This window comes from Nonomuraea wenchangensis (assembly GCF_900111685.1).
Classification (GTDB): domain Bacteria; phylum Actinomycetota; class Actinomycetes; order Streptosporangiales; family Streptosporangiaceae; genus Nonomuraea; species Nonomuraea wenchangensis.
The window spans coordinates 591,405-615,223 of the sequence record NZ_FOHX01000003.1; the positions used below are offsets into that span (position 1 = coordinate 591,405).

The 23,819-nt window shown below is 72.1% G+C and carries 25 protein-coding genes and 1 riboswitch; of the genes, 16 read left to right on the forward strand and 9 right to left on the reverse strand.

The window, feature by feature from the left end:
• Positions 1–6 precede the first annotated feature (6 nt).
• A complete protein-coding gene (locus BMW85_RS11510; protein WP_091080293.1) occupies positions 7–1,011 on the forward strand; it encodes an inorganic phosphate transporter in 1,005 nt (334 codons plus the stop codon).
• 6 nt (positions 1,012–1,017) lie between these two features.
• On the opposite strand, the gene mshD is transcribed toward BMW85_RS11510, so the two are convergent.
• Positions 1,018–1,932: a mycothiol synthase gene (gene mshD, locus BMW85_RS11515; RefSeq protein WP_177240618.1), complete on the reverse strand. Its 915-nt coding sequence runs from the start codon at positions 1,930–1,932 to the stop codon at positions 1,018–1,020.
• A 107-nt stretch (positions 1,933–2,039) separates the two neighbouring features.
• Between mshD and BMW85_RS11520 the strand changes: the two genes are divergently transcribed.
• Together BMW85_RS11520 and BMW85_RS11525 are read left to right on the forward strand one after the other, a co-directional pair.
• Complete coding sequence (locus BMW85_RS11520; protein WP_091080298.1) at positions 2,040–3,839, forward strand: bifunctional metallophosphatase/5'-nucleotidase; 1,800 nt, start codon at positions 2,040–2,042, stop codon at positions 3,837–3,839.
• 97 nt (positions 3,840–3,936) lie between these two features.
• On the forward strand, positions 3,937–4,473 hold the full coding sequence (locus BMW85_RS11525; protein ID WP_091080733.1) for a GNAT family N-acetyltransferase: 537 nt from the start codon (positions 3,937–3,939) through the stop codon (positions 4,471–4,473).
• Here BMW85_RS11525 and BMW85_RS11530 read toward each other — a convergent pair.
• Both BMW85_RS11530 and BMW85_RS11535 read right to left on the reverse strand, forming a co-directional pair.
• The gene (locus tag BMW85_RS11530; RefSeq protein ID WP_091080301.1) at positions 4,466–4,993 is read right to left on the reverse strand and encodes a GNAT family N-acetyltransferase; all 528 of its coding nucleotides are present in this window, start codon (positions 4,991–4,993) and stop codon (positions 4,466–4,468) included. The genes BMW85_RS11525 and BMW85_RS11530 overlap by 8 nt on opposite strands.
• A 52-nt stretch (positions 4,994–5,045) precedes the next feature.
• On the reverse strand, positions 5,046–5,258 hold the full coding sequence (locus BMW85_RS11535) for a hypothetical protein (RefSeq protein WP_091080302.1): 213 nt from the start codon (positions 5,256–5,258) through the stop codon (positions 5,046–5,048).
• 218 nt (positions 5,259–5,476) lie between these two features.
• Between BMW85_RS11535 and BMW85_RS11540 the strand changes: the two genes are divergently transcribed.
• Both BMW85_RS11540 and BMW85_RS11545 read left to right on the forward strand, forming a co-directional pair.
• Complete coding sequence (locus tag BMW85_RS11540) at positions 5,477–5,815, forward strand: hypothetical protein (RefSeq protein WP_091080305.1); 339 nt, start codon at positions 5,477–5,479, stop codon at positions 5,813–5,815.
• 3 nt (positions 5,816–5,818) lie between these two features.
• Complete coding sequence (locus BMW85_RS11545; RefSeq protein WP_091080307.1) at positions 5,819–7,945, forward strand: carbon starvation CstA family protein; 2,127 nt, start codon at positions 5,819–5,821, stop codon at positions 7,943–7,945.
• 19 nt (positions 7,946–7,964) lie between these two features.
• Here BMW85_RS11545 and tenA read toward each other — a convergent pair whose 3' ends face one another.
• On the reverse strand, positions 7,965–8,639 hold the full coding sequence (gene tenA, locus BMW85_RS11550; protein ID WP_091080309.1) for a thiaminase II: 675 nt from the start codon (positions 8,637–8,639) through the stop codon (positions 7,965–7,967).
• Positions 8,627–8,722, reverse strand: a riboswitch (TPP riboswitch). Its footprint overlaps the gene before it by 13 nt.
• A gap of 34 nt (positions 8,723–8,756) precedes the next feature.
• Here tenA and BMW85_RS11555 point away from each other — a divergent pair.
• Positions 8,757–9,707, forward strand: a complete 951-nt coding sequence (locus BMW85_RS11555) for a DNA polymerase domain-containing protein (RefSeq protein ID WP_091080735.1) — start codon at positions 8,757–8,759, stop codon at positions 9,705–9,707.
• 127 nt (positions 9,708–9,834) lie between these two features.
• Positions 9,835–11,358 (forward strand): M28 family metallopeptidase, encoded by a 1,524-nt coding sequence (locus BMW85_RS11560; RefSeq protein WP_245774725.1) that lies wholly within the window; start codon positions 9,835–9,837, stop codon positions 11,356–11,358.
• A 45-nt stretch (positions 11,359–11,403) separates the two neighbouring features.
• Here BMW85_RS11560 and BMW85_RS11565 read toward each other — a convergent pair whose 3' ends face one another.
• A complete protein-coding gene (locus BMW85_RS11565; RefSeq protein ID WP_091080318.1) occupies positions 11,404–12,267 on the reverse strand; it encodes a LysR family transcriptional regulator in 864 nt (287 codons plus the stop codon).
• 82 nt (positions 12,268–12,349) lie between these two features.
• Here BMW85_RS11565 and BMW85_RS11570 point away from each other — a divergent pair, with 82 nt between their 5' ends.
• The 6 genes from BMW85_RS11570 to BMW85_RS11590 all read left to right on the forward strand — a co-directional run bounded on the left by BMW85_RS11570 (position 12,350) and on the right by BMW85_RS11590 (position 16,803).
• Positions 12,350–13,564 carry an MFS transporter gene (locus tag BMW85_RS11570; protein WP_091080320.1) on the forward strand — a complete coding sequence of 405 codons (1,215 nt, stop codon included), beginning with the start codon at positions 12,350–12,352 and terminating at the stop codon, positions 13,562–13,564.
• 130 nt (positions 13,565–13,694) lie between these two features.
• Positions 13,695–14,366: a protein kinase family protein gene (locus BMW85_RS11575; RefSeq protein ID WP_143082224.1), complete on the forward strand. Its 672-nt coding sequence runs from the start codon at positions 13,695–13,697 to the stop codon at positions 14,364–14,366.
• Positions 14,366–14,542, forward strand: coding sequence for a hypothetical protein (locus tag BMW85_RS49490; RefSeq protein ID WP_177240619.1), 177 nt, complete (start codon positions 14,366–14,368; stop codon positions 14,540–14,542). Before BMW85_RS11575 ends, BMW85_RS49490 begins: the two co-directional genes overlap by 1 nt.
• A gap of 167 nt (positions 14,543–14,709) precedes the next feature.
• The gene (locus tag BMW85_RS11580) at positions 14,710–15,207 is read left to right on the forward strand and encodes a sigma-70 family RNA polymerase sigma factor (protein ID WP_091080325.1); all 498 of its coding nucleotides are present in this window, start codon (positions 14,710–14,712) and stop codon (positions 15,205–15,207) included.
• 42 nt (positions 15,208–15,249) lie between these two features.
• Positions 15,250–15,945, forward strand: coding sequence for a zf-HC2 domain-containing protein (locus tag BMW85_RS11585; protein ID WP_091080326.1), 696 nt, complete (start codon positions 15,250–15,252; stop codon positions 15,943–15,945).
• 9 nt (positions 15,946–15,954) lie between these two features.
• Positions 15,955–16,803 (forward strand): PHP domain-containing protein, encoded by an 849-nt coding sequence (locus tag BMW85_RS11590; RefSeq protein ID WP_091080329.1) that lies wholly within the window; start codon positions 15,955–15,957, stop codon positions 16,801–16,803.
• On the opposite strand, the gene BMW85_RS11595 is transcribed toward BMW85_RS11590, so the two are convergent.
• A complete protein-coding gene (locus tag BMW85_RS11595; protein ID WP_091080331.1) occupies positions 16,800–17,423 on the reverse strand; it encodes a dienelactone hydrolase family protein in 624 nt (207 codons plus the stop codon). The genes BMW85_RS11590 and BMW85_RS11595 overlap by 4 nt on opposite strands.
• 83 nt (positions 17,424–17,506) lie before the next feature.
• On the opposite strand from BMW85_RS11595, the gene BMW85_RS11600 reads away from it, so the two are divergent.
• Positions 17,507–17,893: an SET domain-containing protein gene (locus tag BMW85_RS11600; RefSeq protein ID WP_091080333.1), complete on the forward strand. Its 387-nt coding sequence runs from the start codon at positions 17,507–17,509 to the stop codon at positions 17,891–17,893.
• Positions 17,894–17,896: 3 nt separating this feature from the next.
• Here BMW85_RS11600 and BMW85_RS11605 read toward each other — a convergent pair whose 3' ends face one another.
• From BMW85_RS11605 to BMW85_RS11615, 3 genes are all read right to left on the reverse strand, one after another.
• Positions 17,897–18,268, reverse strand: a complete 372-nt coding sequence (locus BMW85_RS11605; protein WP_143082225.1) for a hypothetical protein — start codon at positions 18,266–18,268, stop codon at positions 17,897–17,899.
• Between the two features lie 102 nt (positions 18,269–18,370).
• On the reverse strand, positions 18,371–21,811 hold the full coding sequence (locus BMW85_RS11610; protein WP_177240621.1) for a tetratricopeptide repeat protein: 3,441 nt from the start codon (positions 21,809–21,811) through the stop codon (positions 18,371–18,373).
• 117 nt (positions 21,812–21,928) lie between these two features.
• A complete protein-coding gene (locus BMW85_RS11615) occupies positions 21,929–22,621 on the reverse strand; it encodes a winged helix-turn-helix transcriptional regulator (protein ID WP_091080340.1) in 693 nt (230 codons plus the stop codon).
• 175 nt (positions 22,622–22,796) lie between these two features.
• Here BMW85_RS11615 and BMW85_RS11620 point away from each other — a divergent pair, with 175 nt between their 5' ends.
• Both BMW85_RS11620 and BMW85_RS11625 read left to right on the forward strand, forming a co-directional pair.
• On the forward strand, positions 22,797–23,048 hold the full coding sequence (locus BMW85_RS11620) for a MoaD/ThiS family protein (RefSeq protein ID WP_091080343.1): 252 nt from the start codon (positions 22,797–22,799) through the stop codon (positions 23,046–23,048).
• A gap of 71 nt (positions 23,049–23,119) precedes the next feature.
• Positions 23,120–23,785: an LmeA family phospholipid-binding protein gene (locus tag BMW85_RS11625; RefSeq protein ID WP_091080344.1), complete on the forward strand. Its 666-nt coding sequence runs from the start codon at positions 23,120–23,122 to the stop codon at positions 23,783–23,785.
• The last annotated feature ends 34 nt before the right edge of the window (positions 23,786–23,819 follow it).

The window sequence follows — 23,819 nt, forward strand, 5'->3', positions numbered from 1 at the left end:
CGCCCAGTGGACCTCACGCTCGCCCTCGTCATCGGCGTGGTCGTCGTCGCTCTGATCTTCGACTACACCAACGGGTTCCACGACGCGGCGAACGCCATCGCGACCTCCGTCTCGACCCGGGCCCTGACCCCCAGGGCCGCCCTGTTCATGGCGGCGGCCATGAACTTCATCGGCGCCCACCTGGGCACCCAAGTCGCCCAGACGGTCGGCAAAGGCATCATCGACGCACCGGACGGCTCACATGGTTTGGTGATCGTCGCCTCGGGGCTCATCGGCGCGATCGCCTGGAACCTCATCACCTGGTACTTCGGTCTCCCGTCCTCCTCCAGCCACGCGCTGATCGGCGGTCTCGTCGGGGCGGCGCTCGCCTCGGCCAGCGTCGTGCACTGGGACGGCGTGCTCGAGAAGGTCGTCATCCCCATGGTGCTGTCGCCGCTGGTCGGCTTCACGCTGGCGGCGGGCATCATGATCGCCATCTACTGGATCTTCCGGCATGCCCAGCCGGGCAAGACCAACCGCGGCTTCCGCTACGCCCAGACCGTCTCGGCCGCCGCCATGGCGCTCGGGCACGGCCTCCAGGACGCGCAGAAGACCATGGGTGTGATCTTCCTGGCCCTCGTCGTCGGCGGGTTCGCCTCTCCCGGCGACGACATCCCGCAGTGGGTCATCCTGGCCGCCGCGGGCGCGATCTCGCTCGGCACGTACGCGGGCGGCTGGCGGATCATGCGCACCCTGGGCCGGCGCATCATCGCGCTCGACCCGCCCCAGGGCTTTGCCGCGGAGTCGGCGGCGGCGACGGTGCTGTACGTGGCCGCAATCGGGTTCGGGGCGCCCATCTCCACCACGCACACGATCACCTCGGCGATCATGGGTGTCGGCGCGACCAAGCGACTCAGCGCCGTGCGGTGGGGCGTGGCCGGCAACATCGTGACCGCCTGGATCCTGACCATCCCGGCCGCGGCCGCGGTGGCCGCAGTGTCCTACTTCATCCTCCACGCGATCATCGAGTAAGCAGGATCACGCGATCGCGTACATCACGTCCACGTCCCAGCGGGCGAACCCCAGCCCCTCGTACAGCCTGATCGCGGCCGTGTTGGCCTCGTCCACGTAGAGCATGGCCTGGGCGAGGCCGCGCGCCCGCAGGTGGTCGAGGCCGGCCAGGGTGAGGGCCTTGCCCAGGCCGGTGCCCTGCTGGGAGGGGTCGACGCCGACGACGTACACCTCGCCGAGCGGCTCGTGGCCGTGCTCGGTGGACTCGGTGGAGCCGTGGATCTTCGTCCAGTGGAAGCCGACCAGCCGATCGCCGCGGACGGCGAGGAAGAAGCCCTCCGGGTCGAACCAGGGCTCCCGCTCGCGCCGCAGCAGGTCGTCCATGGTCCACGCGCCCTGCTCGGGGTGGTGGGCGAAGGCGGCGGCGTTGACCTTGAGCCAGGACTCCTCGTCCTGGCCGGGCACGAACGTCCGCATCCGCACCCCCTCCGGCAGCGTGTACGCCGCCAGCGGCGCGAACAACGAGCGGCGCATCTGCCAGAGCGACCGGACGCGTTCCAGGCCGAACGAGGCCGCGAGCGCCCCGGCGGCGACGTGGTCGCCGTGGGCCCAGAGGCGCAGCCGGCCGTCGGCCAGGTCGAGTACGGCCCGCAGCAGGCGGGCGCCGTTGCCGGAACGCCGGTGCGCGGGGTGGATGACCAGCTCGGCGCTCGGGCCCTCGACCTCGTCGGTCGGATCGACGTGGGCGTAACCTGCCAGAACATCGTCCTGGAAGAGCAGGATCGAACGGGCTCGTACGTCGCCGCCGTAGCGGAGGTGGAGCATCACGTGCTCGTTGAGCGGGCGGACGCCGTCGGCCTGCGTCGCGGCCTCCACCAGCCGCAGCACCTCGGCGATCTCGGGGTCGTCCAGTCGTTGCCTGATTTCCACGTGCGCGCTCACACCAGAACTCTAGGCGTACGACTGGCAAATAACGCCATGCGACAGCCGGGCAAATCGTTACCTTTGCGACATTGGCCGCTTGGGTTCCGGCTTTAACGTGGTGGGCCATGACGTCTCGTTCATTCCTCCGGCTGGTCCTCGCCGGAGCCGTCGCCTCGGGCGCGGTCGTGCTGGCCGCCGTCCCCGCGGGCGCGGCGAGCCCGGGCAAGGCGAAGGCGCCGCTCACGGTCCCCGTGCGGCTGCTCGCGCTCAACGACTTCCACGGCAACCTCGAACCCCCGACCGGCTCCTCGGGCCGCATGGTGGACGAGAACGGCAACACCGTCGACGCCGGCGGTGCGGCGTACATCGCCACGCACATGAAGGCACTGACCGACAAGAACACGATCGCCGTGGCCCAGGGCGACCTCATCGGCGCCTCGCCGCTGCTGTCGGCGGCCTACCACGACGAGCCGTCCGTCGAGTTCCTGGGCAAGCTCGGGCTCAAGGTGGCCGCGGTCGGCAACCACGAGTTCGACGAGGGCTACACCGAGCTGCGCCGCATCATGAAGGGCGGCTGCCACCCGGTCGACGGCTGCTCGCCGGCCGGCAAGTGGAAGGGCGCCACGTTCGACTACGTGGGCGCGAACGTGCTGTTCAAGAACCCGAACGAGCGCACCGACGCGCTCGCCTCGCTCGGCGCCCAGCAGGCGCAGGCGAAGAAGCTCATGGCCGACTGGGGCGTGCCCGCCCTGCCGCCGGTCAGCGTCAAGTGGGTCAACGGCGTGCCGATCGGCTTCATCGGCCTGGTCACCCAGACCACGCCGAACATCGTCACCGCCGAGGGCATCAAGAACCTCAAGTTCATCGACGAGGTCAAGGCCGCGAACGTGGCCTCGAAGATCCTCAAGCTCGTCGGCGTCAAGGCGCAGGTCGTGCTGATGCACGAGGGCGACCAGGTCAACGCGGGGCAGTCGCCGGACGCCTGCTCGGCCGTCGCGGGCGCGGGGGCGCGCATCGCCACGCAGGTGGACCCGGAGATCGACGTCGTGCTCAGCGGGCACTCGCACCAGGCGTACCTCTGCAAGATCAAGGACCCGGCGGGCAACGACCGGCTCTACTCGCAGGGCGGCTCGTTCGGGCGGGTCATCACCCAGGTGGACCTCAAGGTCAACCTGAAGAACCTGGACATCGACCGGTCCTCGGTCGTCGCGGACAATCACGTCGTGACCCGGACGGTCGATCCCGATTCGGATATCAACACCTTCGTCCAGACGTGGAGGGACCGCGTGGCCCCGGTCGCCAACAAGACGATCGGCTCCATCACGGCCGAACTCAGCAACACCGCCACGCCCTCCGGCGAGTCCCCGCTCGGCGACGTCATCGCCGACGCCCAGCTCGCCGCCACCAGGACCGGCGGCAACGCGCAGATCGCGCTCATGAACCCGGGCGGCGTGCGGACCTTGCTCAGCTACCCCTCCTCCCCGGCCGGCGAGGGCGACGGCGTCGTGACCTACGGCGAGGCGTTCGCCGTGCAGCCGTTCAACAACCTCATGCAGGTCGTGACGCTGACCGGCGCGCAGCTCAAGACGGTGCTGGAGCAGCAGTTCACCGGCGGACCCAACAACCAGCCCTTCACCAAGATCCTCCAGCCCTCCGCGAACTTCACCTACACCTACAGCACCGGCGCCCCCTGGGGCTCGAAGGTGTCGGACATGAAGATCGACGGCGTGCCGGTGACGGACGCCCAGACCATCCGGGTCGCGGCGAACAACTTCCTGGTCGGCGGCGGCGACGCCTTCGCCGCCTTCACCCAGGGCACCGACCTGTGGAGCGGGCCGCTGGACATCGACGCCTTCGTCGCCTACCTCGGCACGAACAGCCCCATCGCCCCGCCGGCCACGAACCGCATCACCGTGACCAGCTGAGTTCGCTGAACGGGCCCGCCGCGCGGCGGGCCCGTTCCGCTTGCCGGAGGGGAAAACCGGTTGACCGGGGGCCGGCCCGGTGACCATCGTCGGGCGGATGCGCATCCAGTTCACGAGGTTCGCGGCGGCCGACGCCGCCGCCCTGGCCGACTTCCTCACCGGCGAGGAGTGGCCCTACCACGCCGGGGTCCAGGAGCGGGAGGCCGTCCTGCGGCGGGTCGCCGAGGGCGGCTACGACGACGGCGGCAACCGTACGTTCTGGATCGTGGCTGGCGGCGAGCGCGCGGGGCTGGTCAGGCTCCAGGACCTCGACGACGACACGCCGATGTTCGACCTGCGTGTGAGGGCCGCCTGGCGCGGCAAGGGCCTCGGCACGGCGGCCGTCGCCTGGCTGACCCGCTACCTGTTCACCGAGCTGCCCGGGATCGACCGGATCGAGGGCAACACCCGCCAGGACAACCGCGCCATGCGCGCCGCCTTCCGCCGCAACGGCTACGCCAAGGAGGCGCACTACCGGCGGGCCTGGCCCGCCCCCGATGGTGCGCGCCACGACACGATCGGCTACGGCATCCTGCGCTCCGACTGGGAGTCGGGCGAGGTCACCCCGCCCGACTGGGACGACGAGCTCACCTGAGCTCGGAGCTCAGCAACCCCATCATGAGGAAGTCGTGCCGCTTGCCCCGGGCGCGGAAGGACTCCCTCCTGCGGCCCTCCTCCACGAACCCGACCTTCGTGTACGCCCGCACCGCCGCCGCGTTGTCGGCCACCACCCACAAGGTCACACGGTGCAGGCCCATCTCCTCGAAGGCGTAGCGGCAGATGACCCGGAGGGCGTCGGTGGCGTAGCCGCCGCCCCAGCGGTCGCGGTCGCCGATGGCGATGCTCTGCAGCTCGGCCTCGCCGTGCCGGAAGTCGGTGTCGCCGAGGGCGACGTAGCCGATGAGCTTGCCGTCGTCGAGCGCCTCGATGCCGAGGACCATCTGCTCGAAGGTGTTGCGCGGGCGGTTCTGGCCCTTCTCGATGTTTTGAGCCAGGGAGATGGGCGGGGTGCCGTCCATCCACCGGCCCACCTCGGGGTCGTGGTACCAGCGCCACAGCGGCTCGCTGTCGGCGGGTTCGAGGGCTCTCAGGCGTACGCGTCTTCCGGTCAGCACGCCGGCCAGGTCTACCAGGCCGGCGCTGCCGCCCGCAAAGGGATTTCCGTGGTCAGGCGTACAGGAAGTAGTAGGAGTACTGGGCCTCGCAGTGCCAGAAGCCCCACCAGCCCTGGCTGTAGCCGTACTGGCCTATCCGCTGGCACTCGGAGTAGTCGTAGTAGACGCCTCGCAGGCTCTCCGCGTGCGCCGGGGCGGCGGTGAACGTCGTGAGCGCGCCCCCCACCAGCAGAGTCGAGACGAGCAGAGCACGTGCTTTGCGCATCGATACCTCCCGCGGAACGGTTCCTGCCGGGATTGTCATCGAAAAAGGCGATCAACCCTCGCTCGAACAGCGGGTAAAGCGTGACGGAAGGCCCTGATCAGTAGAAACAGCGCATAAGGGCACTGAAACTTTCACCCCGCCCATGGCGGTTTCAAGCGCGACTACGCCGGGTAAGGCCGTCGGTAATTTCTGAGCTACCTGTTGTTCAGGAGCCACAAATGTCCGCTGTCACGCTCACTCCCGCGGCTCGTGAAGCTCTGCGTGACGACGAAGTGGTGTTCTTCGACTGGCACGTCACCGGCCTCTGCTGCGCGGACGCCGGCGAGTTCTCCGTCCGGCCGCTGCGCCGCTCCCGCCTGCCGAAGCGGGCGCGCGGCCTGCTGCCTGACATGGTGTACGCGCACCCCACCGCCTGGGTGCACCTGGCCGGGGCCCCGGTCGTGATCGACTGCCGCCCGCTGTGGCGCTGGCGGCGCTTCACCACCGATCTGCCGCCGGACGCCGGCCTCCGCTGCTGCCTGGGGCGTCCGCTGTACGGCTCATCCCATGGGAGGTAACCGGTGAAGCTGCGTTCCGTCATCATCTGGACGGCGGTCGCCGTCGTGGGCGCCACCGGCTGGGCGGTCCTCGCCCTGTCCCGGGGCGAGAACGTCAACGCGGTGTGGCTGCTGTGCGCCGCGCTCGGCTCGTACGCCATCGCCTACCGGTTCTACGCCCGCTTCATCGTGCGCAGGGTGCTGGGGGCCGACGACCGCCGGGCCACCCCGGCCGAGCGGCTCGACAACGGCATCGACTACCAGCCGACGGACCGGCGCATCCTGTTCGGCCACCACTTCGCGGCCATCGCCGGCGCCGGGCCGCTGGTCGGGCCGGTGCTGGCCGCCCAGATGGGCTACCTGCCCGGCACCATCTGGATCATCGCGGGCGTCATCTTCGCCGGGGCCGTCCAGGACATGGTGGTGCTGTTCTTCTCCATGCGCCGCAACGGCCGCAGCCTCGGTCAGATGGCCCGCGAGGAGATCGGTCCGGTCGGCGGGGCGGCGGCGCTCGTCGCCGTGTTCGCCATCATGATCATCCTGCTCGCGGTGCTGGCGCTGGTCGTGGTCAACGCGCTCGCGCGCTCGCCGTGGGGCGTCTTCTCGATCGCGATGACCATCCCGATCGCCCTGTTCATGGGCTTCTACCTGCGGGTGCTGCGGCCCGGCCGGGTCGTCGAGACGACCGTGATCGGGGTCGCGCTGCTGGTCCTCGCCATCGTGGCGGGCGGCTGGGTGCAGGGGTCGAGCTGGGCGCCGTTCTTCACGCTGAGCCCGTCGGCGCTCGCGCTCTGGCTCATCGCGTACGGGTTCGTCGCCGCGGTCCTGCCGGTGTGGATGCTGCTCGCGCCGCGCGACTACCTCTCGACGTTCATGAAGATCGGCACCATCGCGCTGATCGCGATCGGCATCGCGGTCACCATGCCGCCGCTGCGCACGACCGCCTTCACCGACTTCGCCTTCAACGGCAAGGGGCCGGTCTTCGCGGGCTCGCTGTTCCCGTTCGTGTTCATCATCATCGCCTGCGGGGCGCTGTCCGGGTTCCACGCCCTGATCTCCTCCGGCACCACGCCGAAGCTGATCCAGAAGGAGACCCAGGTCCGGATGATCGGCTACGGCAGCATGCTCATGGAGTCGTTCGTGGCCGTCATGGCCATCACGGCGGCCTGCGTGCTGTCGCCCGGCCTCTACTTCGCGATGAACGCCCCGGCCGGGGTGCTCGGCGCCACCGTGCAGTCGGCCTCCGAGGCCGTCGCGAACATGGGCTTCACGATCACCCCCGAACAGCTCCAGGCCGCGGCGGCGGCCGTGCAGGAGGAGACGCTGATCGCCCGCACCGGCGGGGCGCCGACGCTGGCCGTCGGCATCTCGCAGATCTTCTCCGGCTTCCTCGGCGGGGCCGCGCTCCAGGCGTTCTGGTACCACTTCGCGATCATGTTCGAGGCGCTGTTCATCCTCACGACCGTGGACGCCGGCACCCGGGTGGGCCGGTTCATGCTCCAGGACACCCTCGGCAACCTGTGGAAGCCGATGGCGCGGGTGAGCTGGTGGCCGGGCCTGCTCGGCTCCAGCGCGGTGGTCGTGGCGGCCTGGGGCTACTTCCTCTACCAAGGCGTCAACGACCCGCTGGGCGGCATCAACCAGCTCTTCCCGCTGTTCGGCATCGCCAACCAGCTCCTCGCGGCGGTGGCGCTCACCGTGGCGACCACGCTGCTGATCAAGAGCGGGCGGCTCAAGTGGGCCTGGGTGACGGGGGTGCCGCTGGCCTGGGACGCCGCGGTCACCCTGACGGCGAGCTACCAGAAGGTCTTCTCCACCGACCCGACGCTCGGCTTCTTCGCCCAGCGCGACCGCTACCAGAGCGCGCTCGACCAGGGGCAGCTGCTCGCGCCCGCCAAGTCGACGGACGCGATGCGGCAGATCGTCATCAACTCCACCGTGGACGGCGTCCTGGCCGCGCTGTTCGCCGTCATGATCGTCATCGTGATCCTGGACGCGGTCCGCGTGTGGTTCAAGGCGGTCCGGGCGCGCGAGCCGCTGCCGACCACGGAGGAGCCGTTCGAGGAGTCGAGGCTGCTCGCGCCGTCCGGCCTCATCGCCACCCGCGCGGAGAAGGAGGCGATGGCCGCCCGCGGCGCCGCCGGCCCCTAGCGGCGGCCCGCCTGGGGGATCAGGGCGCGAGCCAGCGGGCCGTCGGCCAGCTCTCGCGCCGCCAGGCGCTGTCCCAGAACATCCACTCGTACGCCGCCGCCGTCAGGTAAGCCTGCTCCATGGCCGCCCGCGTGTCCGGGGCCGCGCCTTCGGCGAGCCGGTCGGCGATCGCCTTGGCCCGGGTCACCGACGCCGCGAACTCCGGGTCCGAGTAGGTGGAGATCCACTTGCCGTACGGGTGGCCGCCGAGGTCGCCCGCGCGCCCGAGCAGCGTCGTGCCCACGTCCTGGTAGATCCAGAAACACGGCAGCACCGCCGCCACCAGCACCGGGTACGGCGCCGCCAGCGCCGTCGCCTGGAGGTAGGACGCGTACGCCAGGCACGTCGGCGACGTGGCGATCCCGGTCGCCTCCGCGCCCAGCTCGGCGACGTACCCGGCGTGCAGCAGGCGCTCGGCGGCCAGCGCCGTGTGTGCGCTGCTCGCGAAGAACGCCGCCTCCTCCAGGTCCGTGGCCCGCGCCGAGGCGGTGGCGAGCGCCCTGGAGAACGCCTCCAGGTAGCGGGCGTCCTGCACGATGTAGAACGCGAACCGGTCGGCGTCGAGACTGCCGTCGCCGAGCGCGACGTTGAACGGGTGGTCGTGGATCGCGGTCATCAGGTCGGCCGTGCGCAGCCACATGTCATCGCAGAACATGACGTCCCTTCGCTAGTGCGAGCTAGATCAGGTTCGACGGGTGTGATCTCAGCCCGGATCGCCGGGCACCCCGCGTCAGTCGATCACTGTAACAGGTGTTCGGATATCGTGGACGGGGTGACCGGCGAGGAGACCCGCGAGGGCGTGACGCTGACCAATCTCGACCAGCCGCTGTTCGACGGCGCCGAGGCCACCAAACGCGACCTGGTCGACTATCTCGACGCGGTCGCGGACCGGCTGGTGCCGGTGCTGCGCGACCGGGCGCTCTCGGTCGTCCGGGTACGCCCCGGCCAGGAGCCCTTCATGCAGAAGAACCTGCCGAAGTACGCCCCTCCGTGGATCGAGCGCGTCTCGGTGTGGGCGGACTCCTCGCGGCGGCAGGTGACGTACGCGCTGGGCAACGACCGGCGGACGCTGATCTGGTTCGGCAACCAGCGGGCGGTGGAGTTCCACCCGGCGCTGTTCGTCGGCGACCACTTCACCCATCTGGTGCTGGACCTCGATCCGCCGGAGGGCGCGGAGTCGTTCGGGCTGGCCGTGCGGGCGGCGTTCCTGGTGCGGCAGGCGCTGGCGGACGCGGGGCTCGCGGGCGCGGTGAAGACCAGCGGGGCCAAGGGCGTGCACGTGTTCGTGCCGGTCGAGCCGGGCATCCCGATGGCGGACCTGGCCGCGGCCACCCGCGCGATCGGGGCCCGCGCCGAGCGGGTGGACCCGGGGCTCGCGACGACGGCGTTCATCAGGGAGGACCGCGCGGGCAAGGTCTTCATCGACTCCACGCGGGCGGGCGGCGCGACGGTCGTGGCCGCCTACAGCCCGCGGATCCGGCCCGGCGTGCCGGTGTCGTTCCCCGTGCCGTGGTCGGACCTGGACCGGGTCACGCCGCGCGACTTCACCATCAGGACGGCGGCGGCGCTGGTGGAGAAGTCCGATCCGTGGGCGGGGGAGATGCCGGAGCCGCAGCGCCTGCCCGCCGGCCTGGTGGAGGAGGGGCACACGATCCCGGTGGCGCGGGTGCAGGCGATGCACGAGGGGAAGCGGCGCGCCCGCGCCCGCCGCGAGGCGACCTGAAATATCGTAAATCCGCGGTGATAGTGGGCCTTCTCGGCGGCTCAGTACCGGGTTACGTTCGCGTTCGGCGCGGCTCGGGGGGACTACGCGCGCCGTACCCGATCCCGGCACCAGGGAGATCCGTCGCATGCGTATGCGCAGATTCGCCGTCGCGCTCGGCCTGCTCCTCACCACGGTCCTCGCCGCGGTCCTCGCCGCGCCACCCGCCCAGGCACGGACCGGCGGCCTCGACGACGTCTTCGCCGAACTGCTCGTCAAGCAGGTCAAGGGCACGAACGTGGCCAAGCACCTCAAGGCGCTCCAGGCCATCGCCGACGCCAACGGCGGCACCCGCGCCGTCGGCACCCCCGGCTACCGGGCCTCCCGCGACTACGTGGCGGGCAAGCTGCGCAGGGCCGGCTACAAGGTCACCCTGCAGCCGGTGAAGTTCGTGGAGAGCTGGAGCGAGAACACGCCGCCGACGCTCGCCGTGCAGGGCGGCGCCACGTACGTGCCGAACGAGGACTTCTTCACCTTCGAGCCGTCCCCGTCCGGCGACGTGACCGCGCAGGTCCAGGCCGTGGACCTGACCCTGCCGCCCGCGCCGGCGCCCTCCTCCACCAGCGGCTGCGAGGCGGCCGACTTCGCCGGGTTCGTCGCCGGCCGGATCGCGCTGGTCCAGCGCGGCACCTGCCCGTTCGTCACCAAGGTCGAGAACGCGCTCGCCGCCGGCGCGAGCGCGATCATCATCTTCAACGAGGGCCAGCCGGGACGGACCGACGCCTTCGCGCTGAACCTCAGCGGCCTGCAGGGCCTGCCGATGGTGTTCGCCGACTTCGCGGTCGGCCAGGCGCTGGCCGCCACGCCGGGCGCGACCGTGCACCTCAAGGTCGACGCCAACCTGGCGCTCGGCACCGAGGACAACGTCATCGCCGAGTCCCGGCTCGGCGACCCGGGCGAGGTCGTCATGGTCGGCGCCCACCTCGACAGCGTGACCGAGGGCCCCGGCATCAACGACAACGGCTCGGGCAGCGCCGCCATCCTGGAGGTCGCCGAGCGGATGGCGCTCTACCCGGTGAAGCACAAGGTCCGCTTCGCGTTCTGGGCGGCGGAGGAGATCGGGCTGCTCGGCTCCACGCAGTACGTCGCCTCCCTGTCGCAGCAGCAGCGCGACCGCGTCCGGCTCTACCTGAACTTCGACATGATCGCCTCCCCGAACCACGCCTACAAGCTGTACGACGGGGACGACTCCGACGGCATGGGCTCCCCGGCGGGCCCGCCCGGATCGGCCCAGATCGAGCAGCGGCTCGCCACGTTCTTCGGCTCGCGCGGCCTGCCCACGGTCGGCACCGACTTCGACGGCCGCTCCGACTACGGGCCGTTCATCGCGATCGGCATCCCGTCCGGCGGCATCTTCACCGGCGCCGAGGGCGTCAAGACCGCCGAGGAGGCCGCGCTGTTCGGCGGCACGGCCGGGGCCCCGTACGACGGCTGCTACCACCAGGCGTGCGACACGCTCGCCAACGTGAACGCGACGGCGCTCGACGTCGACTCCGACGCCATCGCCGACTCCGTCGCCCGCTACGCCTTCGACCTGCGCTCCATCCCGACGAGAACGACCGCCGCCACGACCACCGCCGCCCGCGCCGCCCTCACCGGCGCGGCCGGCTGATTCCACCTCGCCGGGCGGCGACGGAGACCGCCGCCCGGCAGGGGATCAGGGGTCGGTGAGCAGGTCGAGGAAGGCGGTGGCGGCGGGGGAGGGGCGGTCGGCCCAGATCAGGTGCTCGACGCGGGCCGGGGCGTCGCGGAGGCGGATGACGCGCAGGTCGCGCAGCCGGGGCGCGTACGCGGAGGGGAGCAGGCCCACGCCGAGCCCGTGGCGGACGAGGTCGGCCATGAACTCGGCGGACGAGACCTCGAAGGCGACGTCCCGGTGCACGCCCGCGGCGGCGAACGCCTCGTCGGACTGGGCGCGGCCGGCGTGCCCCGCCCGGAAGTCGACGAACGGCTCGTCGGCGAGGCTCGCCAGGTCCGTCTCCTCGTCCGCCAGGTGGTGGTCGGGGGCGACCACGGCGACCAGCTCGTCCCTGGCCAGCGCGCGGCCCCGGACGCCCCTCGGCTCGGCCCGCGTGGTCAGGCCGAGGAAGGCCACGTCCACGTCGGCGCGGCGGACCCGCTCGATCAGGTCCTCGCTGCCGGCCGCGGCGAGCGTGACGCGCACCCGCGGATGCCGGCGGCGGAACTCCTTCAGCAGCGCCGGCAGATCCACGGCCGCGACCGTGGTGATGGCGCCGATGGCGAGCCGTCCGCGCAGCTCGCCGCTCGCGGCGGCCACCTCGGCCCTGGCCCGGTCGGCGGCCTCCAGGCACTCGCGGGCCGCGGGCAGGAACGCCTCACCGGCCGAGGTCAGGCGGACACGCCGGCTGGTGCGCTCGAACAGGCGGGCGCCGAGCTCACGCTCCAGGGCGGCGATCTGGTGGCTGAGCGCCGACTGCACGACCCGGCAGTGTTCGGCGGCCCGGGTGAAGTTGCTGGTCTCGGCGACCGCGACGACGTACCTGAGTTGTTGCAGCTCCATGGCATCTATCGTGCAGCACGATCGATCTCGATGAAAACTATGTGTTGGACTCATTGATCGGGTGGGGCCCACTCTTAGATGTATGACTGTGCATGGAGATCGCCCGCTGTCAGCCACGCGGGCCTGGCTGGGGGTCGCCGCGATCACGGCGAGCCTGTTCGTCTTTCTCACCACCGAGCTGATGCCGGTCGGCCTGCTCACCCCCTTGAGCGAGAGTCTGGGGGTGTCGGTGGGCGCCGCCGGGCTCATGGTCACGCTCCAGGGCGTCTCCGCCGGGCTGGGCGTGCCGTTCATCGTGGCCTGGTCCAGGCGGGTCAACCGGCGGCTGCTGCTGTCCGCGCTGCTCGCCGTGCTGGCCCTGGGCAACCTGGTGACCGCCCTGTCGCCGAGCTACGCGCTGATCCTGACCACGCGGTTGCTCATGGGGTTCGCCAGCGGGGTGTTCTGGGCCATCGGCGTCGGCATGGCGATGCGCCTGGTGCCCGAGCGGCAGGCGAACAAGGCGTCCGCGACGGTGATGTCCGGCATCTCGATCGCCACGGTGGCGGGCATCCCGCTGGGGACGTTCCTGGAGAGCCGTACCGACTGGCGGACCACGTTCCTCATCTGGGCCGGGCTCAGCGTGCTGGTGTTCGTCGCGGTCACGGCGCTGATCCCGTCGCTGCCGTCGCGCAACGCCGTCCCGATCAGGGAGGTCTTCGGGCTGCCGGTCAGGAACGTGCCGCTGCGGCTGGTGCTGGTCACCGTCGTGCTGTTCGTGCTCGGGCACTTCGGGGCCTACACGTTCGTCCGGCCGATCCTGGAGGGCCACACCGGCGCGACGCCCGCCTTCGTCACCGTCGTGCTCATGATCTTCGGCGCCGCCGGAGCCGTCGGGAACTTCGTCGCCGGGCACACGGTGAGCAGGAGCCTGCGGGGCACGTTCGCCGTCGGCTGCGCCGGGCTCGTGGTGTCGTTGCTGGCGCTGCTCGCGATCGGCGGCGGGGAGGCGGGCGCGGTCGCCGCGCTGGTGGTGTGGGGGCTCTCCTTCGGGGCCGTGCAACTGTGCCAGGTCAACCTGACGCTGGCCGCCGCGCCCGACACCTTCGAGGCCGCGATGTCGCTCAACACCATGGCGTACAACACCTCCATCGCGCTCGGAGCGCTCTTCGGCGGGCTGTTCGCCGACAACCTCGGGGTCACCGCCGTGGTCTGGTTCGGGGTGGCGCTGACCGCGAGCTCGCTGCTGGTCAACCTCACCACCGGACGGAGGGCGGCGCGCCGGCGGGACCCCGTCGCCGCGACCTCCTCGTCCTGAGCCGGAACAAGTCGGCATGCCATTGAACCGGGGGTCGCCGCAGGGCGTACCACGTGGCGGACGACGGCGCCCCGGGGTTCCGGGAGCGCCTGACCTGCGCTGATCACCTGTGACCGGGGAGGCGATGGCGATGGACTTCCACGGATGGAGCGGCGGCCTCGCTCTGCAGCCGCGCGACTACCTCGCGAGCGGCCGGCCGCTCCTCGACGTCGTACGGGCCGCCGGCCCCTTCCGTGGCGAGACGCTGCACGCGCTCGCGCTCGGCACCGCCGCCACCATGGCCAGGCTGCACCTGGCCGGCATCGCGGGGCTGCGGCTCGGCCCGGACAACGTGCTGATCGGCCGGTACGGTCAGGCGCTCTTCGCCCCCGGGCCGCGCGACAGCGAGTTCCCTTCGCACGACGTGCGGGCGTGGGCCGAAGTGATGATCTTCGCCGCCACCGGGACGGAGGCGGGGCAGGGCGGGGAGCCCGGCCTCGACCGGCTGCCGCCGGCGCTGCGCACGGTGCTCGACGAGTGCCGCAGCCCCGATCCTGACTCCCGGCCCACGGCGGCCGAACTGGTCGCCGCCCTGCTCGGCCGGCCCGCCCCCGGTGGCCGCGCCCAGGTCGAGCGGCTGCTGCGCGAGGCGGAGAGGCGGAACTCGCCGTACCAGCCGCCCGCGTACGAGGAGACGCTGATCAGCACGCCGCGCTGGCGGCGGCCCGCCTTCCTCGTGGGCGTCGTGCTCGGCCTGGCCGTCGTCGCGCTTCTGGCGGGCGCGGTCGTCCTTATCTCCTCGCTGGCCACGGGAGGCGTGTGATGAAGGATCTCGGGCTCGGCGTGCTCGTCGGCATCCTGCTCGGCACCGTGGTGGCGTCGCTGGCGTTCGCGCTGTCCGACCTGCCGTCGGCTCGGGCGGCGGGGGTGGGGCCGTCGATAATCCGGGCAGCAGGGATGATCACGATCCCGTCTCCGGGGGCGGCGAGCATAACCTGATTTATCAATTAAATCTGGCTGTCGGGCGAATAGGGCGAAGCGCCTGACCGCGCTCCCGCCCCTGGCTAGAGTGATAAATCCCATATCAGCGCGATATGCGATGGATATCGCGGAGTGCGCGAGGAGCCCACCCCCTTGTGAGCAATCACCGCGTAACCGAAGACGCCATGGTCCGAGCCCTCTACCGCGAATACGGCGCCCCCCTGATGGCCTTCGCCGTCCGGCTGACGGGCGGCGACCGGCGTTGGGCCGAGGACGTCGTCCAGGAGACCCTGGTCCGCGCCTGGCGCAACCTCCCCGACCTCCGCACCGACTCCGGCTCGCTCATGCCGTGGCTCGCCACCGTCGCCCGCCGGGTCGTCATCGACGACCGCCGCCGCTCCGGCACCCGCCCCCTGGACACCGTCGAGGCGATCCCCGAACGCGCCCAGCCCACCCCCGCCGACGACGAGCGGCTGCTGCGCGAGATCGTCGTGACGGACGCCATGCTCTCGCTCTCCCCCTCGCACCGCCAGGTGCTCACCGAGACCTTCCTGCTCGACCGCTCGCTGGCCGAGGCGGCCGAGACGATCGGCGTGCCGATCGGAACGATCAAGTCCCGCGTGTACTACGCCATGCGGGCCTTGCGCGTCGCATTGGAAGAAAGGGGGGTGATGCTGCCATGAAAGCGCCGGCGCGTCACAGTATGGAGTGGGGGTGGTGACACCATGACCGAGGTCCAACACGAGGACGTCGCCGCGTACGCGCTGGGTCTGCTCGACGAGGGGGAGCGGGCGGCGTTCGAACGCCATCTGGCGGGCTGCCCGAGCTGCGCCGCCGAGGTGGGCATGTTCGCCGAGATGGGCGAGCTGATCAAGGGCGTGCATCCCGACGACCTGCTGCCCAGCCCGCCCGACCCGCAGGTCGAGTCGCTGCTGGTCCGGCGGGCCGCGGCCGAGCGCCGCCGCCGGGGGCTGCACCGTACGCTGACGGCCGCCGCCGCGTGCGTGCTGATCGGGGCCGGCGTGCTGCTGGCCGTCCGGTCGTTCGCCGCGGGGCCCAACCCGGACAGCGTTCACAGCCCGGCCGCGGCGCTGCTGATGACCGGGAAGACCTACAGCGAGACCGACCCGGCCAGCGGGGTCACCGCCGTCGTCGGCCTGGAGGACAAGGGCTGGGGCACCCACGTCGCGCTGCAGCTCAAGGGCGTGAAGGGGCCGCTCCAGTGCCGGCTGCTCGCGGTGGGCGACGACGGGCGCTCCGAGGTCGTGGCGAGCTGGGGCGTCCCCGACAAGGGCTACGGCGTGCCGGGCGCGCCCGACGCGCTGCTGCTGCACGGCGGCACGAGCCTCACCCAGGACCAGCTCAACCACTTCACGGTCGAGACCTTCGACGGCCGTACGCTCGCCTCGATCGCGGTCTGACGCGGGGTCATGCGCATCGACCTGCACAGCCACAGCGACGCCTCCGACGGCACGCAGCCGCCGGCCGACGTGGTGCGCCGGGCCCGCGAGCGCGGCCTCGACGTGCTCGCGCTGACCGACCACGACACCGTCGCCGGGCACCGGGAGGCGGCCGCCGCGCTGCCCGGTGGGCTGACGCTGGTGCCCGGCATGGAGCTGTCCTGCCGCCGCGGCGACCAGGGCATCCACCTGCTCGCCTACCTCTTCGACCCGGCCGAGCCCGAGCTGCGCGCCGAATGCGTACGGCTCAGGGAGGCCCGCGAGACCCGCGCGCGGCTCACCGTCGAGCGGCTGGCCGAGCTGGGCGTGCCGGTGACGTGGACGCAGGTCGCCGAGCTGGCGGCGGGCGGCCCGGTCGGCCGGCCGCACATCGCCCGCGCCATGGTCGCGGCGGGGGCGATCGCCGCGCCCGACCTGGCGTTCACGCCGGAGTGGATCGGCACGGGCGGGCGCGCGCACGTCAACCGCTACGCGCTCGACCCCGTACGGGCGGTCCGGCTGTTGCGCGCCGCGGGCGGCGTCCCGGTGCTCGCGCATCCCAAGGCCGCCAGGCGCGGCCCCGTCGTGCCCGACGAGTGGATCGCCGAGCTGGCCGGGGCCGGGCTGTTCGGGGTGGAGGCCGACCATCTCGACCACGACGGGCCGGCCCGCGCCCGGCTGCGCGGCCTGGCCGCCGAGCTGGGCCTGGCGGTGACCGGCTCCAGCGACGACCACGGCGAGCTGACCGGCCACCGCCTCGGCTGCGAGACCACGGACCCCGAGGTCTACGAACGCCTCGTCGCCGAGGCCACCGGCGCGGCCCCCATCAGCGCGAGCTAGATGGGTGCGCGGCCCGTGCGCGGGGCCGCGAAGTGCGTGACGAACCAGGCGCGGGCCAGGTCCGCGACCGCGTCCAGCGCGCCGGGCTCCTCGAACAGGTGCGTGGCGCCGGGCACGATCGTGAGGCGGCACTCGGCGCTCATCCGCTGCTGGGCCTCCTGGTTGAGCTCGATCACGACCGGGTCCCTGCCGCCGACGACGAGCAGCGTGGGCGCGCGCACCGCAGCCAGCCGCGGCCCGGCCAGGTCGGGCCGGCCGCCGCGCGAGACGACGGCCGCGATGTCGTTGCCCGGCTGGGCCGCCGCCCATAGCGCCGCCGCCGCGCCTGTGCTGGCCCCGAAGTAGCCGATCGGCAGGCCGGCCGAGTCCGGATGCTCCCGGACCTCACGGGTGCGCTCCAGCAGGCGTTCGGCCAGCAGGCCGATGTCGAAGACGTTCGCCCGGTCCACCTCCTCCTCCGGCGTCAGCAGGTCGAACAGCAGCGTCGCCAGCCCGGCCTCGTTGAGCGCGCCGGCCACGTACCGGTTGCGCGGGCTGTGCCGGCTGCTGCCGCTGCCGTGCGCGAACAGCACCAGACCCTGAGCGGCGTCAGGGACGACCAGATCACCCTCCCCGGACACGCGCAACACCTCCCCCCTGCCAGCCCCGCTACCCGGGCGAGCTCCCTCTATCCACCCGCCCCTGCCTCCTCCAGGCTGGTGTCATGCCTGAACCTCCCGCTCCGCACTGCCTGCTGCATCCCGCCGTCGAGGTCCGGCCCTCGCCGATCGCCGGCGACGGCCTGTTCGCCACGACCCCGCTGCCCGCGGGGACCGTCGTCTCCCGCCTCGGCGGCCGGCTGGTCACCCGTGGCTGCGACCCCAATCTGTGGTGGAGCGCCCCCTACGCCCTCGTCGTCCGCCGCGACGTGGGACGAGGGGAGGAGCTGACGCTGGACTACGCGACCTGCACGAAGGCGCCCGGATTCGTGCTGGAGTGCCGGTGCGGCGCCCCGCTGTGCCGGGGACGGGTGACCGGGGAGGACTGGAAACGGGCCGACCTGCGCGAGCGCTACGGCGATCACTGGTCGTTCCCGCTGCCCGTCCGGTGACGTTCAGCGCAGCAGCAGTGCCGTCACGAACTGGAGGAGGTGCCAGGCGCCGTACGCGCCCACCGCCCAGAACGCCCACTCCTTGCCCCGCCGGATCCGGGAGACCCAGCGCAGCTCCTCCACCGGCTCCCTGCGGGCGCGCAGGGTCCTGGTCACCAGGTAGGCGGCGTTCAGCCAGGCGAACCCGGAGACCAGGAGCAGCCCGATCGAGAGCCCGAGCAGCGACTCGGCCCCGCCGGGCGCCTCCCACGGCGTCTGTCTCAGCCAGGCGGCGGCCACGCCCGCGAGCAGCGCGAGGGTGATCCGCCGGTCCGTACGGGCCTGTCGTTTGAGCCACTTCAGGTCGCCGCGCCGGGCCTGGTTCTGCCGGAGCATCAGGATCACCTCCGCTGGTTGGTCGAAGTCACCAGCGAACACGAGACCGCCGCCGAAGATCTGCGACCTCAGCCCTCGGATTTCCCTACTTTCATCGGCGATTCACGGCAAATACCGGAGTTCTTCCGCGACCCGGCCGGCTTCCTGCACGTCCCCGACCTCCTCCAGCGTCCGCGCCGCCTCCGTCAGGCAGGCCACGGCCGCGTCCCGGTCGCCGAGTCGCGCCGCGACCAGCCCGAGCGCCCGCAGCGCGCAGCCGAGATCGCGCCGCGTGCCGCACTCCTGGTGCACGTCCCTGGACTGCCGGGCCAGCTCCAGCGCCTCCCCGGGCCGGTCCAGGTCCAGCAGGACCAGCGAGAGCGCGGTGAGCGCCGCCGCCCACCGGTCGCGGGTGCCGGCCGCCCGCTGCAGCTCGACGGCCTCCGTCGCCGGGCCGAGCGCCTCCGCCGCCCGGCCCGCCGCGTGCCGGGCCTGCGCGACCGACAGCAGCGCGCTCGCCCGGTTGTCGCCCAGCTCCTCCCTGATCGCCAGCGACGCCCGCGCCGCCCGCAGCGCGGAGGCGTGCAGGCCGAGCGACAGGTACGTGTACGCCAGCGTCTCCTGCACGTCCGCCTCGGCCCGCCGGTTGCCGGTGCCCTGCACGATGTCCAGGGCCTCCAGCGCGTGCACGAACGCCACCTGCGGCTGCCCCTGCCGCCTGCGCACCCGGGCCAGCCGGTTGAGCGTGCGGGCCTCTCCCGGCGCGTCGTGGATCACCCGGCTGATCGCCAGCGCCTGGTTGAGGTAGTCGTCGGCGCGCAGGTAGTCGGCCAGCCGCCAGTACACGAGCCCGATGTCGGCCAGCGTCTCGGCCTTGCCCTGCTCGTGGTGGAGCTCCACCTGCACCGCGAGCGCCTGCTCGTAACAGGCCAGGGCCTCGTCGTAGCGGGAGCCGTTGCGGGCGACGCGGCCGAGCGCGCACAGGGCCCGTCCGCTGCCGTGGTGGTCGCCGGCGGCGGTGTAGCCGGCCAGCGCCCGTTCGGCGTCGCGCCGGGCGTCGTGCGGCAGGCGCAGCAGGTCGTAGATCTCGGCCAGGCAGAGCAGGGTCTCGGCCTCGGCCTGCTCGTCGCCCAGCTCTTGGCAGATCGACAGCGCCTCCAGGCCCTCCGACAGCGCCGCCTCCGGCTCGCCGAGGTCGCGCTGGACGCGGGCCAGCAGGATCAGGCTCTGCGCGGTGCCGCGCCGCTCGCCCAGCTCCGCGCGTACGGCGAGGGCCTGGCGCGCGTACGTGAGCGCCGGCTCGTAGCGCTCCTGCGACAGGTGCAGCCGGGACAGCGTGTGCAGGCAGTTCGCCACGCCGGTCCGGTCGCCGATCTCGCCGTACAGGTCCAGGGCCTCGCCGGCGCGGCGGAGCGCGTCCTCGACCTTGCCCGCGATGCCGTACACCTCGGCGAGGTCGATGAGCGCGCGGGCCCGGCCGACGTCGTCGCCGAGCGAGGTGTGGTCGGCGAGCGCCTCGCCGATGAAGCGGGCGGCCAGCGTGGACGGGCCGATGTCGCGGTGGATGGAGCCGAGGTTGCCGCGCATGAGCGCGATGGCGCGCCGGTTGCCGACCTGGAGGGCGGAGGTCAGGCCGGACTGCTGGATCTCCAGGTTGTTCTCGTAGAAGCGGAGCCGCCTGAACGGCGTGAACACCGCCTCGGCCAGCCGCCACGCCATCCCGTACGCGCCGCTCTCCTCGGCCAGCCGCACGGCCGACACCAGCGAGCGGCGCTCGGCCTCGAACCACTCGCGCGGCGTCGTGGGATCGCCGGCGACGGCCAGGTAGTGGTCGAGCAGCCGCGCCCGCGCCTCGCGCACGCCCGCCTCCGCGTGCCGGCCCAGCTCCCTGGCCAGCCGCTTGACCAGGTCGTGCACCCGGTAGCGCGGCCCCGGCAGCGGCTCCACCAGGTAGGCCCGGTGCAGCCCCTCGACCGCCGCGACGGCCTCGGCCACCGGCACGCCCAGCGCGGCGGCCAGCACCTGCGGGGTGAAGTCGCGCCCCGGCAGCAGCCCGACGTGACGGAAGGCCCGCCGCCGCGCCGGGGTCAGCGACTCGTACGCGAGGTCCAGCGCCGACCGGAACGCCTCCTCGGGATCGCCGACCAGCACCCGGCCGGGCCGGCGCAGCTCCTGGATCCGCTCCTCGACGCTCATGCCGGGGTTCTCGGCCAGCTTGGCGGCCGAGATGCGCAGCGCGAACGGATGGTAGGAGCACACCCGGGCCAGCTCGGCCAGCGCGTCCCGGTCGGCCGCCCGCGGCGAGCCCTTCCCGAGCACCCCGACCAGCAGCGCGACCGCGTTGCCCGGGTCGAGCACGGGCAGGTCCATGAGGTCGGCGTGGCCGGTCGCGCGCAGCTGCGCCATGCGGGTGCGGCTGGTCACCAGCACCACGCAGTCCTTGCCGCCGGGCAGCAGCGGGCGCACCTGGGCGGCGTCGGCGGCGTTGTCGAGGATGAGCAGCAGCCTGCGCCCGGCCGTCCTGCTGCGGTAGAGCAGCATCAGCTCGGCCTCGTCGGCGGCGGGCTCGCCGACGCCGAGCGAGCGCAGGATCTGGCCGAGCGCCTCGACCGCGCTCATCGGGGGCTGGCTGGGCGACTGCCCGCGCAGGTCGATGACGATCTGGCCGTCGGGGAAGCGGCCCGCGTGCAGGTGCCCCCAGTGCGTCACCAGCGCGGTCTTGCCGACGCCTGGCAGGCCCTGCACGACCATGGTGCCGGTGCGGCGGGGCCGGTCCAGCCAGGCGGTGAGCAGGTCGAGGCTCTGCTGGCGGCCGGTGAAGTCGGGCACGTCGGCGGGGAGCTGGCGGGGCTTCGGCAGCTCGCCGACCGGCAGCGGCTCCGCCTGCGCGCCCGGCCGGGTCAGGAACGGGGTCACGCGGCCGGTGAAGGGCGCCGACAGGTGCTCCCATTCCCCGGCGGCGGCCCGCAGCGCGGGCGGGTCCTCGACGCGCAGCCGCCGGTAGCCGGGGCGGACCAGCCAGCCGCGCCGCGTCCACTGCTGGAGCTGACGCTGCACCACGTCGGGGGAGCTGCCGACCAGGTCGGCCAGGGTCTCCATGGACAGCGGCGGCGCCGACTCCGAGGCGAGGCCGTACCGCTCGTCGAGGTGCAGCAGCCACACCGCGAGCCGGGCGGCGACCGGGGCGCGGGACAGGGCCTCGTGCCTGCGGGCGGCGACGTTCCTGGCGAACAGCTCCTGCACCAGCGCCGTCGCCACGGCGGGGCTGGCGGCGGCGTGCTCGCGCAGCCGCCGCAGGTCGATCGGCCAGGCGCGCAGCTCGGTCAGCGCGTCCACCCTGACCCGCTCGGCGGGGCTCCAGAAGGCCAGCTCGCCGATCAGGTCGCCGTCGCCGCGCAGGTCGTGGAGGCATTCGCGGTCGCCGCCGGGGGTGTATTCGCGGGCGTAGCCGTAGTCGATGACGTAAACGTGATGAGGGGCCCGTAACGGGGAGCAGATGGTCTCGTTACGCCGGAACACGCGCGGCCGGGCGCCCTCGTCCACCAGCGATCTGAACGACTGCACCCCGACACCACCCATCGTCGGACGGCGGTGTCCTCGGCCTGACACTAGCTGAACGCATTGACCACCAATGTGTCACATCGGGCGGCCCTGCTGTCAATGCCGTGCCGGCGGTCCCGCTCAGACGGTCGCGGTGTCGGCCCGGTCGGGGACGAAGCGGTAGCCGACGTTGCGGACCGTCCCGATCAGGGATTCGTTCTCGGTGCCGAGCTTGGCGCGCAGCCGCCGGACGTGCACGTCGACCGTGCGGGTGCCGCCGAAGTAGTCGTAGCCCCAGACCTCCTGGAGGAGCTGGGCGCGGGTGAAGACCCTGCCCGGGTGCTGCGCGAGGTATTTCAGCAGCTCGAACTCCTTGAAGGTGAGGTCGAGCACCCGGCCGCGCAGCCGGGCGGTGTAGGTGGCCTCGTCGATGGACAGGTCGCCGCTGCGGATCTCGTCGGGCACGTCCTCGGCGGCGGCCTGGCTGATGCGACCGGTCGCCATGCGCAACCGCGCTTCGACCTCGGCCGGGCCGGCGCTGTCGAGGAGGACGTCGTCGACGCCCCACTCGGCGGTCATGGCGGCGAGGCCGCCCTCGGTGACGATCACGAGCAGCGGGCAGTCGATGCCCGTGGTGCGGATCAGCCGGCACAGGCTCTTGGCCTGGACGAGCTCCTTGCGCGCGTCCACGATGACGGCGTCGGCAGGCGGCGTGTCGATGAGCGCGGACGCCTCGGCGGGCGCCACACGGACCGAGTGGAGCAGCAACCCCAGCGCCGGAAGCACCTCTGAGGACGGCTCGAGGGCGTTGGTCAGCAGGAGCAGATTGCTCATTACGGCCTCCTCAAACGCGCAAGGACCCGGGGGCTACGTCGCCCAGGTCCTGTGAGTGAGGATATCCCACGAGTAAGACCCGTCCATTGCGGGTCCACCAGATGAACAGCGCGTCTCGTGAAACAACCTTGTTAAGGAAGACGCACAATGGTCCGGTAAGGATTGTGAGGATCAAATGGCCACAGGCAAAATACGGTATTGGGCGGCGGCCAAGGAAGCGGCGGGCGTCGCCGAGGAGACGTTCGACGCGGTCACGCTCAGCGAACTGATGACGAAAATCACAGCGGACCGGTCCGAGTTGGCGCGAGTCGTACGGCGCTGCTCGTTCCTGGTCGACGGCGCCCCCGTGGGAAAGCGCCCGCACGACGAGGTCGCGCTCGGCGACGGCGTCACCGTCGAGGTGCTGCCGCCTTTCGCCGGCGGGTGATCAACCGCCTCGTGGGGGAATGAGAGTCCCTGGTCGATAGGCTCGTACCCCCCGCCTGTACAGGGAGCCCCATGCGCAAGCTGATCGTTTTCCTGATCGTGCTGGTCATTCTCCTTGTCGCCGTCGACCGCGTCGCGGCTGCCGGGGTCGAACGCGACCTCGCCAACCGCATCGCGGCCGCCGCCGACCTCTCCGGCACGCCCAAGGTCACCATCGAGGGCATCCCGTTCCTCACCCAGGCCGTCAGCGGGCGCTATCCGGAGGTGCGGTTCGATCTCGGCACCCTCACCTACGGCGGCGTGCCGGTGAAGAACCTGCGGGGCGCCGCCTACGACGTGACCGCGCCGCTGGCCGACGTCCTGCAGAACAGAGCCGACATCCGGGCCGGCCGCCTGACCGTCAGCGGCACCCTCACCAGGGCCACGATCGACAAGTACGCCCCCCGCGGCGTCAAGATCGGCGGCAACGGGCAGCGGCTCACCGCGTCGGGCGAGGTGACGCTTGGGGCCAACAAGGTGAAGTTCGACGCCGAGCTGCGGGTCTCGGTGATCGACGGGCAGATCAGGCTGCAGGCCGAGAAGATCGAGGGCGTGCCCGCGGCGCTCGCGCAGTTCGTCTCGATCCCGATCCCGTTCAAGGGCGATCTGCCCTTCGACGTGAAGGTCACCCGGGTCAGGAGCGTGGCCGAAGGACTGGAGTTCACCGCCGAGGCGACTGACGTGCCGCTCAGTGGATGAGCCTGAACCGATCCGCCCCGCCGTACGTGATGAG

Coding starts and splice junctions, on each gene's coding strand:
- BMW85_RS11520 (WP_091080298.1), top strand. CDS start 2,040: ATGACGTCTCGTTCATTCCTCCGGCTGGTCCTCGCCGGAGCCGTCGCC.
- BMW85_RS11525 (WP_091080733.1), top strand. CDS start 3,937: ATGCGCATCCAGTTCACGAGGTTCGCGGCGGCCGACGCCGCCGCCCTG.
- BMW85_RS11535 (WP_091080302.1), bottom strand. CDS start 5,258: ATGCGCAAAGCACGTGCTCTGCTCGTCTCGACTCTGCTGGTGGGGGGC.
- BMW85_RS11540 (WP_091080305.1), top strand. CDS start 5,477: ATGTCCGCTGTCACGCTCACTCCCGCGGCTCGTGAAGCTCTGCGTGAC.
- tenA (WP_091080309.1), bottom strand. CDS start 8,639: ATGTTCTGCGATGACATGTGGCTGCGCACGGCCGACCTGATGACCGCG.
- BMW85_RS11560 (WP_245774725.1), top strand. CDS start 9,835: ATGCGTATGCGCAGATTCGCCGTCGCGCTCGGCCTGCTCCTCACCACG.
- BMW85_RS11565 (WP_091080318.1), bottom strand. CDS start 12,267: ATGGAGCTGCAACAACTCAGGTACGTCGTCGCGGTCGCCGAGACCAGC.
- BMW85_RS11570 (WP_091080320.1), top strand. CDS start 12,350: ATGACTGTGCATGGAGATCGCCCGCTGTCAGCCACGCGGGCCTGGCTG.
- BMW85_RS11575 (WP_143082224.1), top strand. CDS start 13,695: ATGGACTTCCACGGATGGAGCGGCGGCCTCGCTCTGCAGCCGCGCGAC.
- BMW85_RS49490 (WP_177240619.1), top strand. CDS start 14,366: ATGAAGGATCTCGGGCTCGGCGTGCTCGTCGGCATCCTGCTCGGCACC.
- BMW85_RS11580 (WP_091080325.1), top strand. CDS start 14,710: ATGGTCCGAGCCCTCTACCGCGAATACGGCGCCCCCCTGATGGCCTTC.
- BMW85_RS11585 (WP_091080326.1), top strand. CDS start 15,250: ATGACCGAGGTCCAACACGAGGACGTCGCCGCGTACGCGCTGGGTCTG.
- BMW85_RS11590 (WP_091080329.1), top strand. CDS start 15,955: ATGCGCATCGACCTGCACAGCCACAGCGACGCCTCCGACGGCACGCAG.
- BMW85_RS11600 (WP_091080333.1), top strand. CDS start 17,507: ATGCCTGAACCTCCCGCTCCGCACTGCCTGCTGCATCCCGCCGTCGAG.
- BMW85_RS11605 (WP_143082225.1), bottom strand. CDS start 18,268: ATGCTCCGGCAGAACCAGGCCCGGCGCGGCGACCTGAAGTGGCTCAAA.
- BMW85_RS11615 (WP_091080340.1), bottom strand. CDS start 22,621: ATGAGCAATCTGCTCCTGCTGACCAACGCCCTCGAGCCGTCCTCAGAG.
- BMW85_RS11620 (WP_091080343.1), top strand. CDS start 22,797: ATGGCCACAGGCAAAATACGGTATTGGGCGGCGGCCAAGGAAGCGGCG.
- BMW85_RS11625 (WP_091080344.1), top strand. CDS start 23,120: ATGCGCAAGCTGATCGTTTTCCTGATCGTGCTGGTCATTCTCCTTGTC.